At 49.1% G+C, this 16,404-nt stretch carries 10 protein-coding genes; 2 read left to right on the forward strand and 8 right to left on the reverse strand.

All coding sequences use genetic code 11. The features are described from left to right. The first annotated feature begins 104 nt into the window (after positions 1-104). Positions 105-980 (forward strand): DUF72 domain-containing protein, encoded by an 876-nt coding sequence (locus AMS66_RS23680; protein WP_053783137.1) that lies wholly within the window; start codon positions 105-107, stop codon positions 978-980. Positions 981-1,103: 123 nt separating this feature from the next. On the opposite strand, the gene AMS66_RS23685 is transcribed toward AMS66_RS23680, so the two are convergent. The 7 genes from AMS66_RS23685 to AMS66_RS23715 form a co-directional block, all read right to left on the reverse strand. After that, positions 1,104-3,296 (reverse strand): glycoside hydrolase family 88/105 protein, encoded by a 2,193-nt coding sequence (locus AMS66_RS23685; protein WP_236703609.1) that lies wholly within the window; start codon positions 3,294-3,296, stop codon positions 1,104-1,106. 89 nt (positions 3,297-3,385) lie between these two features. Then, positions 3,386-4,207, reverse strand: a complete 822-nt coding sequence (locus AMS66_RS23690; RefSeq protein ID WP_053783139.1) for a polysaccharide deacetylase family protein — start codon at positions 4,205-4,207, stop codon at positions 3,386-3,388. 103 nt (positions 4,208-4,310) lie between these two features. Continuing rightward, positions 4,311-7,640: a glycosyl hydrolase gene (locus AMS66_RS23695; RefSeq protein WP_053783140.1), complete on the reverse strand. Its 3,330-nt coding sequence runs from the start codon at positions 7,638-7,640 to the stop codon at positions 4,311-4,313. Positions 7,641-7,873: 233 nt separating this feature from the next. Beyond that, entirely contained in the window at positions 7,874-9,379 is a 1,506-nt protein-coding gene (locus AMS66_RS23700; RefSeq protein WP_053783141.1) for an extracellular solute-binding protein, read from the reverse strand. Between the two features lie 18 nt (positions 9,380-9,397). Then, on the reverse strand, positions 9,398-10,285 hold the full coding sequence (locus tag AMS66_RS23705) for a carbohydrate ABC transporter permease (RefSeq protein WP_053783142.1): 888 nt from the start codon (positions 10,283-10,285) through the stop codon (positions 9,398-9,400). 56 nt (positions 10,286-10,341) lie between these two features. After that, a complete protein-coding gene (locus AMS66_RS23710) occupies positions 10,342-11,271 on the reverse strand; it encodes an ABC transporter permease (RefSeq protein WP_053783307.1) in 930 nt (309 codons plus the stop codon). A gap of 337 nt (positions 11,272-11,608) precedes the next feature. Next, on the reverse strand, positions 11,609-14,011 hold the full coding sequence (locus AMS66_RS23715) for an AraC family transcriptional regulator (protein ID WP_053783143.1): 2,403 nt from the start codon (positions 14,009-14,011) through the stop codon (positions 11,609-11,611). A gap of 230 nt (positions 14,012-14,241) precedes the next feature. Between AMS66_RS23715 and AMS66_RS23720 the strand changes: the two genes are divergently transcribed. Beyond that, complete coding sequence (locus AMS66_RS23720) at positions 14,242-15,597, forward strand: dipeptidase (RefSeq protein WP_053783144.1); 1,356 nt, start codon at positions 14,242-14,244, stop codon at positions 15,595-15,597. A 391-nt stretch (positions 15,598-15,988) separates the two neighbouring features. Here AMS66_RS23720 and AMS66_RS23725 read toward each other — a convergent pair whose 3' ends face one another. Further along, positions 15,989-16,360, reverse strand: a complete 372-nt coding sequence (locus tag AMS66_RS23725; protein ID WP_053783145.1) for a hypothetical protein — start codon at positions 16,358-16,360, stop codon at positions 15,989-15,991. Positions 16,361-16,404: the final 44 nt, after the last annotated feature.

Raw genomic sequence — 16,404 nt, forward strand, 5'->3', positions numbered from 1 at the left:
AGAAGATTAATATCGAAACAATACGCCATTTTTTATATGATGAATGAGATGAATGAAATGAATGAAGAGAACGCTGACAGGAGAAGCAGCAGGAGGTGTTATTTATGATTCGGATTGGACTTACGGGCTGGGGAGATCAGGAAGATTTATACCCGAACCGTACCAAAGCGAAAGACAAGCTCCGTCTGTATGGACAATATTTTACGACTGTGGAGGTAGACAGTTCCTTCTATGCGGTTCAGCCTCGGGACCGGATGGCACGCTGGGCAGCGGAGACGCCGGAATCCTTTTCTTTTATCATCAAAGCCTATCAAGGGATGACAGGACATCTACGGGGAAAGCCCTATTTCACCAGCACCTCGGAGATGTATAAGGCTTTTCGCGAATCGTTGGAACCTGTCATGGAAGCAGGAAAGATGCAAGCAGCCTTGTTTCAGTATCCACCATGGTTTGAATGCAATCGGGACAACGTCAATGAACTGCGTGAAGTGAAGATGAGAATGGAAGGCACACCGTGTGCCCTCGAATTCCGTCATCGTAGCTGGTATGAAGAAGGCATGCGAGAGCGGACGCTGGCTTTTCTGAAGGAGCAAGGCTGGATTCACAGCGTCTGTGATGAACCTCAGGCAGGGCTAGGCTCTATCCCTATTGTACCCGAAGCTACCGACGCAGAGATGACGCTGGTACGTATGCATGGGCGCAATGTATCAGGCTGGCATCAGAATGGTGCACCTAATTGGCGAGAGACCCGTTATCTGTATCGCTACAACCAGGAAGAGCTGCTGGAGTGGAAGGGTTATCTGGAGCAACTGCAAGAGCAGAGCAAGGATGTTTATGTGATTTTCAACAACAACTCGGGCGGCGACGCCGCTGCCAATGCACAGATGATGATGGAGCTGCTGGAGCTGCCCGTGAAGCCCTTCCCCGACCGTACGGAACCGGAGGAGGAAGAGGGACCGGAGCAATTGGAGCTGTTTTAACCACACGTTTAATTCGGAATCTGAATAGAATATTTCCATCCATAAGGAAAAAGCGGCAAGCCTTAGGGCTCTGCCGCTTTATTTGTCGTTAGGCTACATGCAGATGAACTCATGGTTGCTGTATTAGCGTTGTGAGGCTTTAACCGTTGAGTCGAGCGAAATCCGGCTCAACTGCTGGTTCATTTTATATGCCTCAATTCCTGCCAAGAGCACAATGCCGATACCGTGCGTATCGTTCAGAATCCAGCCCAGATCGTCCCGGTAATAGAGTGCGGTAAAGGAATAACCCGAACCCCGGCATACACCGTACACATTGCCTTTGTAATCAATGGACAGACGAGTCATGCCTTCCCATCCTTTGCGCACCGCATCCAGGAAGGCCGCGGGCTGCTCCAGCCAGCCTTCACGAATGCCGCGGGCATAGGCGTAGATGAACATCGATGTGCAAGAGGTTTCCTCATACGAATCCGGGCGGTTCAGCACCTGATGCCAGAGTCCATTTTCACCTTGCAGCGCCAGATATCCCTGACATAAATCCCGGTAGAAGCTCAGCATTTCCGGGCGTTTAACGTGATCACTTGGCAGAATCGATAGCAATTCGGTTAGCGAAAACAGAACCCATCCATTTCCGCGCCCCCATGGAATGCCTGTCGCCCGCCCACGCACAAAATCATACACATGGGACATGATCTGCTGTTCGGGAATATAGAGATATTTGCGGAACATGAGAAACTGGTTGATCGCATCATCCCAATAAGAAGTATCTCCCGTTAACTGACCGTAACGCATCAGAAAAGGCGTGCTCATATACAGGTCATCACACCACATCGTTTCCTGACGCATCTCGCCGCTGCCACGAACACGGTAAAAGGCTCCGTCCTCCAGACGTTCCTGTTCATCTGTAATGTAGTCCGCAATACGATCTGCGGTATCCCTGCCTCCACGAATGTCGCCGAGTTCCATCGCTGCGAGCAGCGTAGAGCCAAATGAACCGCAATCATCCAGACTGTCGATTGCAGACAACTGATTATTGATTCCTGCGGCGCCATACCGTTCCCGATCCCATAGACTATAACGATCAAACGATGTACTCAGGCCGATATGGTCCCGCACATACTGAACATAGTCATCACGTCCCAACTCCTGTCCAATCTGTAGAAGGCCAAGCAGGGTAACACCTAGTGGATAATTCCATTTCCCATAATGGGTATTTTCCAAATAGGGACGAACACTGGTTTCGGGAAGATCTACATGCCAGTACACGCCTTGGGCTCCATCATCAAATACGGTATCTGTTACCACGATGTCATCGGGAGACGGTTCAGAGCCTGGAGAAAATACGCCCGTATACAGCCACGCATCAGGACATCCCGCAACTGGATGAGGAGGTCTCAATCTCCAGCCTTTTGAATCTGAGGTTTCCCCAGTATTCAATGTAAATCCCCAGGAGCCGTTCCCAGCCTTCGTTTCGCCTTTGGCTACGAGATCACAAGCGCCATAACGACGAGGTAGCTCAACATGGAAAGTTCCGGTAGCTCCAGCAGTGTATACTTCCCTGCCGTCCACATATAAAGTCAGTGCACCGTCATGCGTTCCTTGTAAAATTACTGGTGACGATCCAGGCTGGATTACATCGAGCTTGGACCAAGCATAAGCCACCATCGGCTGTTCGTTGTCGGAAGGATCTGCTGAACCTGATTTATCTATCGTATCTGCGATGCCTGTCAGAACTCTGGCGAAACAACCCATGTCCTGTTCCTCTTCTGTCCAGTCCCTGCGAGGATACCAGGAAAGGCCTGTTTCTGCTTCGGTCATACCGTCACGGGGAAGTGACGCTATAGGCTCATCGACGGGTTCCGAGTACAACCAGCCCTCCTGACCTTGGCGATCCACACCCGGGGTGAGGAAGTGAAGCGGAAAATTTTTAAATGAGGCCGTTCCGTAAATCCCGCCGAATCCGACCTCTGTTTTTACAAAACAAAGCAACACATCGTTCCAGCCATATTTCACGGCAATTGGGATCTGGGTTCTTCGCTCGGGAAATAATTCCTGCAACAGCTCGGATTTGAAAATTTCTTCTCCGTTCACATAGACCGTCACCGGACTATAACAGTTCAGTCCCGTATTTAACGCGGCCTCCTGCTGGCTCCACAACTTGCCCCATACGTACACATACTGTCCTGCACGAGCCTCTTTCCACTTGGCATCCAGATTCAGATCATAACGATAATCCCCAAGTCTGCGGAAGCCTCCCCGGTGGTATGCTCGGAACAAAAAGGAGTGTTTCGGATGGTCACCAATATAACGTTGAGCCACCGTAGTCAAAATATCCGGAATTGAATCATACACCTTGCCTGCAATCGCCTCGTTCTCATGAAAATAACGAATGATCTTCAGCTCCCTTCCTATACCTTGATTCGTTCGGTTAGTCGCAATGTCTCTCCGGCTTTCACTTCCACGACTTGCTGATCCACCGTAAACCAGACGGAGATGGCAGAAGGATTATGGATCATCGATCGATCTGCTGAACATTCCAGACGTTTGACCGCTTTCCAGTAAGCCATCACTTCAACGTTCGTTGCGTACCATATGTCATCCCGGCCGCCAATCTGCTCAGCAAACTGTTCTATAATCTCCCAATTATCGTTATCATTGAATTCGTAACTGTGACCCCATACATATAACAACAGTGGCGTACCTGTCTTCGTATGCTGGATAAAACGTTCAGCATGGGCTGCCAAATCATGATTGTGGTGGCAGGTTGGATGCCATTCGAGCGGCCGTTCAGGCAGTGTGTACCTGCCATGGGATTCAACCGTGCGTGCATAATCGATACCGAGCCACTCCAGCTTGGTGCTGAGCGAGCGATCATAACCCCCGTTCGGGTAAGCCATGCCTCGTACCGGATAACCGACAAGCTGTTCCAGCGCTCTCCGATCCTCCATAATCTCTTCGGTCAGCAGCTCATCCGGGACATAGGGCAATGTGGGATGGGTGACCGTATGTACAGCCACTTCATGCCCGGCATACAATTCCGCAGCTTCTGCCGTCTCGATCCGACCAGGCTTGCCCAGAGTACCGGAGTTCAGATTGAATGTGCCCCGCAGCCCATGTCGATTGAAAAGCTCCACCAGTCTGCGGTCATATACTACCCCGTCGTCATAACTGAACGTCAATGCTTTCATCACGCCACCCGGATACCGGTCGAATTGAATGCGATGTCCCATCTTGTTCCTCCTTCTCTTGAGTAGCCAGGATCCCCAGATGAGAAAATGGTAGAGCGTAATCCCGACATACCCGTTTCTCTCGTAATGTTTATTTTTCAGTGGATCACTGACCCACTTCACGCAAGCTATGACTGGCTGAGTCAAAATACGTACCTTCCAGCAATCCAATCAATGTATTGGTAACACGTACTTCAATATCGTTGTCCCCTGCTCGAAGCCAGGAGGCTTCTCCCGGCCAGCGATATGGAGACCAGCATCGAACGCCCAAACTATGACCATTCACCCGTACCTCAACCACATCCTGTACCCGCAAGTCATTGAATTCCAGTTCAAAAGACGCGACCTCTTCAGCAGGCTCATCCAGCCAGAAGTTACGTTTATAACTCATCTCTCCTGCAAAGTAGGGATAAAGCGGTTGGGGTTCTGGCTGAATCCGAATCGCTGTATCCGGTTCAGGAACAAGAGAGATCATCCCCTCATGATGGAATTCCACACCAAATCTCCCTTGCAGATACAGCGGATCAACGATACCTTCTTCATCCCTCGTGACCTGTACGGTAACGGTCATTTCATTCAGACCACTGTGCAACAACTCCGTTATATTGCAGCCCATATTATGGTGATCGGTAATTTCAATCGTCTCGAATTGATCGGGTCCGATCTGTTGACCGTTAATTTCCATGATCCATTCACCCGATATCGCCGCCCTGTCCATGAATAACAGACATTCTGTCAATGCCGTCCTCAGCTCAAATGTAGTCGTATATTGGCACTGGATTGGATAAGCAAGGGAAGCTTTCTTCGGTGTGCCGAATACCTGATTAAACTGGAGCGGCAGATGATGGTTCTCCGATAATTCAGCCGCCTGGTCAATAAACGGTTTGACTGCAACATGATTACGTTCAAAAATTACACCGTTGTCATTGGAAGCTGTTACGTTGAACTGTCCCATTCGAAGTGTGTTGGACTGCAGCGTTTCCAGGCGCCACGGCCCCTCCGATGGAAGTTTAATGGTGTAGGGCTCTTTCTCGCTAACTAAACGACCCGTGCCAGACTTCAATCTTGTTTTGTTCAGAGCAAAAGGACTCCCCTCTGATGCCTCCTGGACGTGTTGTAAAGTAAGCCTCACAGTATGTGCTTCATAGGGTGCAAGATTTAACGAAATGCACCATTCACCACCACTGCTGGTATACGGTAATGGTTCACGCTGTCCTGTCTCCAGATCAAGCCGTTCCGCCAGCAGAGTTGTACCTGTTGAAAGATCCACACTTGTCCATAACCGCTTGGCTACCATTTTCAATTGCCCCTCAAGGTGTTGTCCTTCCTGGTTGGACAAGAAGATCATGAACTCTCCATCCGATAATTGACGGGTCTGCATAAGCAGTGACGCACTTTCTTCTTCCATGATCCAACAGATCGGTTCGGGCAGTACCTGATCCAGCAGCAGGGAGATCAATTCCAAGGAGAAGTCATCCCCGCGACCTGTTCCCGCAGGTAGAAAATAGGCATTTCCCTGTCCCTGTTGCCACATCGATTCGCTGCTGTCGTGACCTGTTTCTTCCGCATTGCCCCAATATGCCTCCTGCGGCTGATTGCCTGCACCAAAGAACTGGGCAGCCTCATTTCCCACAGGACTCCCCGGTTGGATGGCTACATGCGGGGGCATGCCTACGGATATGACCGTTCCCCCCTGTTCCACGAACTGTTTCACCTTCTGCCAGGCCGCTGCCTCTAGGTTCAGCATCGGCGGAAGAATCAGCACCTCATAACGCGCAACGCCAATCTGAATCATGCCCTCGGCCAGCACGGATTCGGCTAACAGCTCAGGGTCCAGATGATCATAGTCACGTCTGTTTTCGAGCAAATGCGAGGTGATCCGCATCCAATCGTTCGTGAGGCGGTCCAGCTTGGCCCGTTCTTTTTCGTCCTCCCCGCCATATTCGAATCCATGTAGTGGATTGCCCATCAGGCTCCAGAATGTGGTGATTGGATCAAGCACAGCAATTCGGATATCCGCTGTCCCTGTGCTCATCAGATAGCTTAGACGTCCCGTGTAATCCCCGAGCTGCCGGAAGTGACGCCAATACGGGTTCTGTATAAACTGGGAAGGTGGTGCATCATGCTTGGCAAGTCCGCCAATGGTAAAGAAAAAAGCATGGAAGTTAAAAAAGTTGGTGCCCATGGCTGCCATCCGGTCAATCATCCACTTAGCATCCTGTAAGGTCATCGACCAGCCTACACTGTGAAAACACTCAATTAGATTGCGGCTTCGTCCCAGCTGTCTGGCAAGCGAGCTGACCATCTTCGGATTGTCGCGCATTTTTTTGCCATACCGTTCCAGAATCCAGGATAAAGGGCGTCCGATTTTCTCATGCGCCGAATCTCCCCCTGGCATGTGGCTGAACAACTGCGTGGTCATCCGAACCCCCGGCACTTCTGCCGCATATTGAATCCCCGCTTCTTCGCACCAGTCATGTACCTGTTTGTGATACGACTCCCTGAGCAGCAAATGCAGCGACTGGTAATAGTCATACCGGATTCGTTCTGCATCTGGAACATCGCCATGTAACAGAGCGGGCAGGGACTCGATCAAGCTGTAACCGCAGCGTTCACTGAAATATTGGGGAAGCTGTGGAGACCACGGGATACGCCCAAGCGGCGCAATCTCATCGGAGAACATACCTTTGATTACGCTTTCAAATTGTTCTCCAACTGCCTCCTTATACCGGTCATGGGTAAGTTCAATAAAACGGCTCATCGCTTCCTTGTGACACGGGTCAACAAAGTTGCCGTAATATTTGAAATCATCCATCTCTTCTTCCTGAAATATAATTACGTCCCATTCCCCAGCGGGAGCTTTCCACAACAGTCGAAAAGCCGTTCGATATGTAAAAAACCGCTTGCGATTATACGACGTGAGTCCTGTCTCCTGATAGACCTGATCCGTCTGAATATTGCCGATATTGTTGCGCAAATCAATGGATTCATGCCACAATCGTTTGCCCTGCGTATCCTTGGGAATTGCCTTTGCGACTAGAATTCTTCCCCATGGCAGTTCATGATCCACAGCTTCTCCGCCATGAACATGGAATTGATGATGAACAAGCTGGCGCTGCTTCGCCTCGGGAAAATCAAGTGTCACTTCTCCGCCTGCCATCCCGCTTGGGTAGGGATACTCGTCATATAACCAGACTTGCATGCCGCAGGCAGCCGCCGCTTCCACTGCAATCCGTACCTTGTCAAACCATGCTTCAGCCAGATAGGGAATCTCCAGCCCCTGACGTGGACAGATGAAAAAACCACCGACGCCCTGTGCAGACATTTCGGCTATTTGCCGTTTGATTTGCCCTTCCTCCATATCCCCATTCCAAAACCAAAAGGGATGAACCCGGTATTGCGCCTCAGGATTTTCAAATGCATCCCCGTTCCACATGTCGCTTCCTCCCTGTATGTTCAAGAGTGCCCATCCATCTACCAATATCGTTCATTTAAGTTCAAATAGGTTTGTTTCGCATTGATTATACATCAAAATCCAAAGACTGGAAGCCATAATTCTCAAAAAAGAGATGAAGCTGGTTTTCAGATGGCCTGAACAATGGATATACGGAAATGCCCGGCTGCCGCCCTTACACTGCGAGCAAGGCTGCCGGGCTCTGGAACATCAATCTATTTCAGTGCAGCGTACAGCGCATTCACTTCTTTGACATAGTCATCGCCACCACTGCTTTTCCACAACGCAACAGCATCCTGGAAGCCTTTTTCATCAATTTGCCCCACGATGAACTTGATACGTGCATCATTCATGATGTTATCCAGCTGTGGACCTTTCTGGGCATACACGTCGGAAATCAGCGGTTCGCCAGGATTCGCAATGACGATTTCCTCATTGGCTTTCTGTACCTGTGCAACCTTTTGGCGAACAGGTGTCTGTTGCACACGCAGCGTTTTGTCCTCTGGAATAAACATCAGGATCTGGTTAAGCCCTTGCACATCACGCAGTGCCAACTTGTCGGTCGTCGGAATGACATAATCCTCTTTCTTCTCATACTGCTTGCCTTCCAGACCGTTCCCCAGGAGCGCCTGTAACTCAGGTTCATTCAACTGATCCAGAAAACTCAGTACCTTTTTCAGGTCTTCTTCCGTTTTGACACTGCTTTTGGAGATGGCAATCATGCCGGAATAACCTGATGTTGGCATGTCACGAAGGCCCTTTGGACCTTCCATCGCTTGAAGTACATCCACATGCCCAGTCGCTGTCGGATCTTTATCCAGTATTTTCTGATCCATGCGCTGTGCATTATCCGCCACATCCACCATGACACCCGCTTGCCCGTTTACAAAAGGGTCAGGCAGTTTCGTCGCATCCATCACGGCAAAGTCCTTGTTGACCAGACCTTCGCTATAGATTTGGCGGAAAAATTTCAGAGCTTCCATATATTCTGGAGTCTCGTGTGCCGGCATTAAACCTCCGTTACCATCATCGCCCCATTTGTTGGGTGCACCAAACCAAATCTGCATATTATCCCAAGGACCCGTGAATTTGCTCGCCACCAGACCGTAGGTATCGTCTTTACCGTTGCCGTCCGGATCATCCTTCGTGAACGCTTTCAATACATTGTAGAACTCGTCAAGGGTCTTTGGCTCTTCCAGACCAAGCTTCTCCAGCCAATCCTTGCGGATCGTGACACCGTTACGTCCCAGAGCACGTGCGCGGTAGATACCATAGGTTTTGCCATCGATGGAAGCATTGTTGGTGATAATTTCATTCATCTGGCTCAGATTCGGATAGTCTTTCAGATAAGGCCCAAGCTCCCAGAACGCTCCGGTACGAGCCGCATTAATGAAACTAGGGGATTTGCCCAGCACAACCATAACATCGGGCAGCTTGCCCGAAGCCAGTGTGATATTAAATTTGTCTTCATAGGAGCTGCTCGGTACCCATTGCAGATTTACATCCATCTTGGTCAATTCCTCAAGTTTCTGAATCACAGGGCTGTTATCCGGCGGATTCTCCGCTTCAAAATTCGGAAGCATAATCGTAATCTGATCCGTGCCACCCGCAGCGGTTCCTGAACCTGCTTTGTCTGTGGAGCAAGCCCCCAGAACCGTACTCAGTACCAATAATGTAGACAGTAGTAGTGCACCTTTTTTGAATCCCGTCTTTTGTCCCATACGTTCTCCCCCTTGGCTTTAGCCTTTGATTGAACCTAACATGACACCTTTGGCAAAATGCTTCTGCAAAAACGGGTACACCAGCAAAATTGGAATGGTGCCGACCACAATGACCGCCATCTTAATGGACTGCTCCGGTGGCTGTACAAAATTGGGGTCCATGTTCGCCATATCTCCGACACTGGCCTGTGAGAGCAGAACAATTTGTCTCAGCATGACTTGCAATGGCCATTTGTCACTGTCGGAAATGTAAAGGAGTGCCGAGAAAAAGTTGTTCCAGTGCCCTACGGCGTAAAATAACGCAAATGTGGCAATCACCGGTTTGGATAATGGCAGAACAATTCGCCACAGCACTCCAAGATCCGAACAGCCGTCGATGCGGGCCGCTTCCTCCAGCCCGGGCGGCAATTGCTGAAAAAAGTTTTTGACAACAATTAAGTTAAAAGCGCTGATCGCGCCAGGAAGCATGAGGGCCCAATAGGAATCCAGAAGTCCAAGTCCACGAATGACGAGATAGGTCGGGATCATCCCACCGCCGAACAGCATGGAGAAAATCACCATGTTCATCATGACATTCCGGCCCCAGAAATCACTTCGGGAAAGCGGGTAAGCCATCGTCAGCGTGAAGAAGAGGTTAACCAATGTACCTGCAACCGTAACAAATATAGAAACCCCTATACTGCGGAAGATGGTCGACGAGGAAAAAATATACTCATATGCACTGAACGAAAACACCTTCGGAATAAGGAAAAAACTGCGTTCGGTAATCTCAGCTTCGGTCGCGAATGAATTTCCTATAATATACAGGAAAGGAAGGACGGTTAATATGCCCAGAATCCCCAACATGACGTAATTGAAAATATCGAATACTCTGCCGGCAGGGCTGTTGTATAGACGGCTGTTCATGGGCGATTTCCTCCTTTTTGGAATGCATGCTCCAGCATTAAATGCTCCATGCTTACTTAATAAATGCCCGGATGACCGAATTTTTTGGCAAGTTTATTGCTGCCCAGCACCAGAATGATCCCGACCACAGACTTGAATAACCCGACAGCCGTACTGTAACTGAATGCACCTTGCGTAATCCCGACGGTGTATACATACGTATCAAATACATCTGCCACATCACGATTCAGCGAGTTGGTCATCAGATAGATCTGTTCAAAACCGGTATCCAGGAAGTTCCCGAGCCTGAGAATGAGCAAGATGACAATGGTCGTGCGAATTGCTGGAAGTGTGATATGCCACATGCGCCGTAGTCGTCCTGCACCATCCACAATTGAAGCTTCAACCTGCTCTGTATCCACACCTGCCAGTGCCGCTAAGAAGATAATCGTTCCCCAGCCCATCTCTTTCCACATCATCTGAACAATAATGAGCGGACGAAATGACCCCGGACTGGCCAATACATCGATCGGTTTACCTGTGATCCAGGAGATCAGGTCGTACAATACCCCGCCTTGCGGAGTCAGGAATACGTAAGTGATACTTGCGATAATGACCATGGATACAAAATGAGGTACATAAACGAGTGTCTGAATCGTTCTTTTGAAGAAAGCGACCCGGATTTCATTTAACAATAAAGCGATAATAATCGGTGCCGGGAAAAAGAATATAAGATCATATAGGGCAAGGACGAGTGTATTCCTCAGCAATCGGAAGAAGTCCGGATTGGAGAAGAAATTCGTAAAGTTCTCCATCCCCACCCATTGACTGTCGCGAATGCCCAGAAAAGGCTGATAGTCCTGGAAGGCAATAACGATCCCCCACATGGGCAAGTATTTAAATATGACAAAGTACAAAAATCCGGGAAGTACAAGCACGTACAGCCATTTATTTCGTTTGATCTGCCTCTTCCAGTTGGACTCCCGCTTCATCGGCAATGCGGCCATTTCCACTTGAGCTGCTGTAGCACCATTTCCATTCCAGTCCGTCTTCCCGTTCATAATGTCTCCCCTCCCTATATATGTAAGCGTTATCAATTAATCTGTTATTCAGACTATACAGCTGCCCTGTTTCCGGCAACCTTCATTTTTTGCATGGTTGCGTAATATGGCCCAAAAGCCCGCTATAACGCCATTTCCGCTTCGACTTGCACATATTTTGGCAGAGGAGATTGCACATTTTTGCAGCATTATCCTTCTTTGTTTCCGAGGTGTTTCCAAGGTGAAACATGAAAAACCGGAGTCCCAATGAAGCGGGATTCCGGATGAAGTCTTATGAACAGGTTTATTTACCTAGCCACTGATCCCGATACTGGCTCGGTGTTAAGCCTTCCTGTTTCTTGAAAATCCGATTAAAGTAGCTGTGCTGGTATCCAACAGCGCCTGCGATATCATTGATTTTCATCGTAGTCTCACGCAGTAATTGCTTCGCCGCATCCATTCGCACCCGTGTTAAATAATCAATGAAATTCATACCGGATACCTGCTTGAATGCCTTGCTTAATGCGTAAGGGATCATCTGCTCCGCATCTGCACAGCTTTCCAGGGAAAGTTCGTTTCGATAATTCTCATCGATAAACAACATCGTGCGTTCCACCACCTGCTTTAGCGGCTCCTGGGATCGCATCTCGATCTCCTGTATATAAGGAAGCAATACTTCTCCAATCATCCATTTCATCATTTGAGCAGGTTCGCGAATCGTGGATAAGCGCTCATACATGTTGCAGCCACCAAACAGCTTGTAAGGCGTTACCCCAGTCTGCAGCATCATATGCTGAATACTTCCCAGCAATTGAAGCATCATCTGCTGCACCTGGAATTCGGAACTGCCCGCTCGGGTGATCTCGGTCATAAATTGCTCCAGTACGCGCTCAGCCCCATCTTTCTTCCCAAGTCTGATCGCCTGAAGGATCTCACGTTCCAGCCCCAATGGGTATGAGGCTTCTTCCTTTCTGCGGAAACATTGCTCATCTTCCAGATCGAGAATCTGGCTCCCAACTTCCACGCTGCGATAAGCAACCGCCTGCTCCATCTCTACGAACAATCCCGGTAATTCCTGCGGAGAGGCCGCGGGACGACTGACCATTACCGTCACATTCATTTTCAATGTTTGACCAATAACCTCCACCAGTTCCTGTCCCCATAACAATGCTTGTGACTTTACAGGCTCGTCCTCGGGAGCAATCACAAGCATGGCTGAAGACAGGTCGTGAAAGTTCATCACGCTAATTTGACTGAAAACATTTTTGGCAACTTCTTCAATAATATTGACTGCCGCAAAGGTAACCAGCCCCGTATCCTGGCTCCCAAATCGACCCTGCAGCTGGGCATATCCCGTAAAATACATCTGAAGCAGCAAAAACTGCTGGCCTTCCACCTCAAAACCAAGATTCCTCATTCGCTGCTGGAGATCCTGCTCGTTATAGGCATATAGATGCCCCTGCACCAGTTGTAATACAAAACTGTCCCGCAAGTGGGGCAGTTGCTCCTGCAGTTGCCGGTGGGCGGTCAGACTTTGCGAAGTCAACTCGTTCCACTGCTGCTCCAACAGCTGGAATTCATCCAGCCTGGTGTCTGTTGTCGCTTCATTCCTGCCCGGCGTCAATAAGTGGAGCATCCTTGCTACTGGGGAGTAAATACGGCGTGAAGCGAACCAGGATAGCACAAGTCCCAGGAGAAGACTGCCTGCGCTCGCAATGACGATGATTTTGGAGACGAGCTTCACCGGCGAGGTCACCGATGTCAGCGGAGCTGCGGAGACGTACGTCCAGTCCGAATCGATCCGGCTCAGAGATCCATAGGATACGGAATAGGTCTCGTCCTCATATTTGAACAGGAAGGAATGGCTGTCTGTATGCAAGGCTACTTCTTCTTTTAGCTGCTGCTCAAAAGCAAGATCAGCCTTCCCTACTGCCGGATTACCAGTAACCAGCGTATTTCCCTCCTGGTCCATGAGAAACGTTAACCCTTCTTCATATGGAGTAAGCGTTTTCAATAAGCTGCCGACTTTCTCATTATCCAGCGTAATGATCAGCGCACCGAATGGATTAATGCTTTCTCCCGGAATCTTATGTACAAGAACCAGTGCATTACCTGAATCGGTATGCAGAATACTATCCTTCGCTTGAGCTGCTTTATCGCTGCCCTGGCTCGCAACCCAATCTGTCCAATACACATGGTTGCCCATCGTCAGATAGCGGTCATAGGCCTCTATTTTCTCATCATCCTTCAACTCGTTATAATCCCGGTTAAACAAAATCGATTTCGGTTCCTGTAAATGTAGCTGCGCGGTTTTGATGAGCGGATGGGAGCCTTGCAACACGTAAAGGGTGGTGACTATCTCCTGTGTTTCGTTGAAATAATACACAAAATCCAGCGTTCGCAGCGCATTGCCAAACCTGGGTTCAAAAGCCCAATGGGACAGGGTCATCTCCAGATATGCGAGTTGGTCGTCCACGTTGCGTGCCCGATTCTCAATCTGGCTTTGGTGCATCTGATTAAATTCATTTTCCATCCGACCAACGACCAACTGGTACATCACGATGCCTGTAATCAGTCCGGGAATGCTGGCAATGAGCAAAATAAGCATCAAACTGTTTCGATAAAAACGCCCCTTATGTTGTCCTGTGGTTATGGCGGGCCAACGCGTGAATCTGCTGGAGGATCTTACCTTCCTAGCTGGTTCCATCAGCACTCACCTGCCTGCTTGCGTATGGTCTGACTGTCATGGAACTCCCTCAACTCCCCTGCGGAAATGGTTTACATGAGAATATATGGATGAAATCCGTTTCTTGTATTATACGCATAATTTCCAGGGGAATGAAACGGTACGTAGCAGATCATTTTTTAACCAATGTTTTATTAACACATCAAAATGGATTACAATAGGGTAAAGCAAAACATGAAGGAGGCCTTTTAATGAAGGAACAAGCTTATTTTCAAGAAAATAGAGAGAAAAACCTGGCAGAATTGAATGAATGGTTATCCATTCCAAGTATTTCAGCCATTTCAGCGCATAAAGAGGACATTAACCGTGCGGCACAATGGGCTGCGGATGCACTCACACGTGCAGGCATGGAAAATGTAGAGGTTATTCCAACGGCGGGACATCCGATTGTCTATGCAGACCACCTGCATGCACCTGGCAAACCAACAGCACTGATCTATGGGCACTATGATGTTCAGCCTGTCGATCCGCTCAACCTGTGGGATACACCTCCATTCGAACCTACCGTTCGGGACGGCAAGCTGTTTGCACGTGGTGCTACGGATGACAAAGGACAAATCTTCATACATATCAAGGCGGTTGAAGCTCTGCTTGCCGAAAACAAGGAACTTCCCGTGAATGTAAAATTCTGCATCGAAGGGGAAGAGGAAATCTCCAGCCCGAACTTGCCAATCTATCTAAATGACAATACGGACAAGCTGCGTGCAGATATGGTACTGATCTCGGATACATCCCTGCTCGAAAAAGGAAAACCGGCCATCTCCACAGGTCTGCGTGGCCTTTGCTCACTCGAAGTGGATCTGAACACAGCCAATACGGACCTGCACTCTGGTTCATTTGGAGGCGGTGTACCAAACGCACTGCACGCACTCGTATCCCTGCTCGCTTCGCTGCATGATGAGCAAGGCCGCGTGAGCGTAGACGGTTTCTATGATGGCGTTCTGCCACTCTCTCCTGAGATGAGAGAAGAGTTCGTGAAGCAGGGCTTCAATGAAGAACAGCTTCGTCAGGACCTCGGACTGGAGCAATTGTACGGGGAAGAAGGTTACTCATTCGTGGAACGTGTTGGCGCACGTCCGACGCTGGAACTGAATGGCGTATGGGGCGGTTTCCAGGGTGAAGGCACCAAAACCGTTATTCCGAAGGAAGCTCATGCCAAAATTACATGCCGCCTTGTTGCGGACCAAGATCCACAGCATGTGCTGGACCATATCGAAGCACATCTGCGCGCTCACGTTCAGCCAGGAGCGACGCTGCATGTGAAACAGATTGAGAAAGCCTTTGCGTTCAATACCGATCCTTCCGATCCGGTACTGCAAAAAGCAGCCGATGCCTATGAGCAAGTGTATGGCGTTCGTGCCCTGTTTACGAAAGACGGCGGCTCCATTCCGATCGTGGAGAAACTTTCACGCGTGCTCGGTATTCCGGCTGTCATGATGGGCTTCGGTTTGCCAGATGAGAATCTGCATGCACCGAATGAGCATTTCAATCTGGAGAACTTTGATAAAGGGTTGTTGACGATTGTTCAGTTTTTGAAGAGTTTGTAAAGTTTAGTTCATTTCAAAATAAGTGCTGGAAAGCGTGCTGAGTTGACGTTCCGGTGCCGAATCGTTCTTTCGATCGCTGTTATCCCCGGATTTCTTTGATTCCCTTTTGACAAAGGTGAAATCCAGGGATAGCATATGCTTCCGAAGTAGCTTTCTTGCAGAAAGCTTTTAGCGAACGCTCCGCTTCTACAGAATCGATTTCGTCCCCTGCACTACTTTGCAGCTTTTCCATGACTAATTTTAAGATTGAACCTACTTTACAAATGATGGGTAGTAGGTAGGTATATAAATAGATAAAGGGGTGTACCGTCCATATTCAAGACGGCACACCCCTTTTGCAATTGGTAGATCTAAATACAATACCTTCCGGTAAATACACTTGTCATCCCACTTAGGAGCGGAAGGTTGTGAAATTTAACATATGCACAAGCTGCATCATGTGCGTGATTTCCTGCTGGACTTCGGAGGTGTCCGTACCTGCCATCGCCAGATTGGCACGTAGCGTTCTACGGGTGTTCAGCATACCGTCGATCAATTTCATGACCGTGTTGCGTCCACGATGATCCACAATCATATACTTTTTGCGGGCATCCAACTCCACCCATACGATATTGCTGAATGAGGTGAACAGGTGTCTGCGGTACTGCTCCATATCGGTCTCATTGTAGTGTTCGCCATAAAAGGCATAATATCCGTGTACGTGCAGCTTTTCCGCCAGCTCTGTGATGAACGGGTCGAATTCGAGCATAGCGTTACGTTCCATGTTTCACGCCTCCGTAATGCGTGATCCGCAGATCCCGGCTTTTT

It is taken from the genome of Paenibacillus xylanivorans (genome assembly GCF_001280595.1).
Classification (GTDB): Bacteria; Bacillota; Bacilli; order Paenibacillales; family Paenibacillaceae; genus Paenibacillus; species Paenibacillus xylanivorans.

What these genes read in the sequence shown, in the direction of transcription:
- AMS66_RS23680 (WP_053783137.1), top strand. Translation starts at nt 105, where the DNA reads ATGATTCGGATTGGACTTACGGGCTGGGGAGATCAGGAAGATTTATAC.
- AMS66_RS23690 (WP_053783139.1), bottom strand. Translation starts at nt 4,207, where the DNA reads ATGGGACATCGCATTCAATTCGACCGGTATCCGGGTGGCGTGATGAAA.
- AMS66_RS23695 (WP_053783140.1), bottom strand. Translation starts at nt 7,640, where the DNA reads ATGTGGAACGGGGATGCATTTGAAAATCCTGAGGCGCAATACCGGGTT.
- AMS66_RS23700 (WP_053783141.1), bottom strand. Translation starts at nt 9,379, where the DNA reads ATGGGACAAAAGACGGGATTCAAAAAAGGTGCACTACTACTGTCTACA.
- AMS66_RS23705 (WP_053783142.1), bottom strand. Translation starts at nt 10,285, where the DNA reads ATGAACAGCCGTCTATACAACAGCCCTGCCGGCAGAGTATTCGATATT.
- AMS66_RS23710 (WP_053783307.1), bottom strand. Translation starts at nt 11,271, where the DNA reads ATGGCCGCATTGCCGATGAAGCGGGAGTCCAACTGGAAGAGGCAGATC.
- AMS66_RS23715 (WP_053783143.1), bottom strand. Translation starts at nt 14,011, where the DNA reads ATGGAACCAGCTAGGAAGGTAAGATCCTCCAGCAGATTCACGCGTTGG.
- AMS66_RS23720 (WP_053783144.1), top strand. Translation starts at nt 14,242, where the DNA reads ATGAAGGAACAAGCTTATTTTCAAGAAAATAGAGAGAAAAACCTGGCA.
- AMS66_RS23725 (WP_053783145.1), bottom strand. Translation starts at nt 16,360, where the DNA reads ATGGAACGTAACGCTATGCTCGAATTCGACCCGTTCATCACAGAGCTG.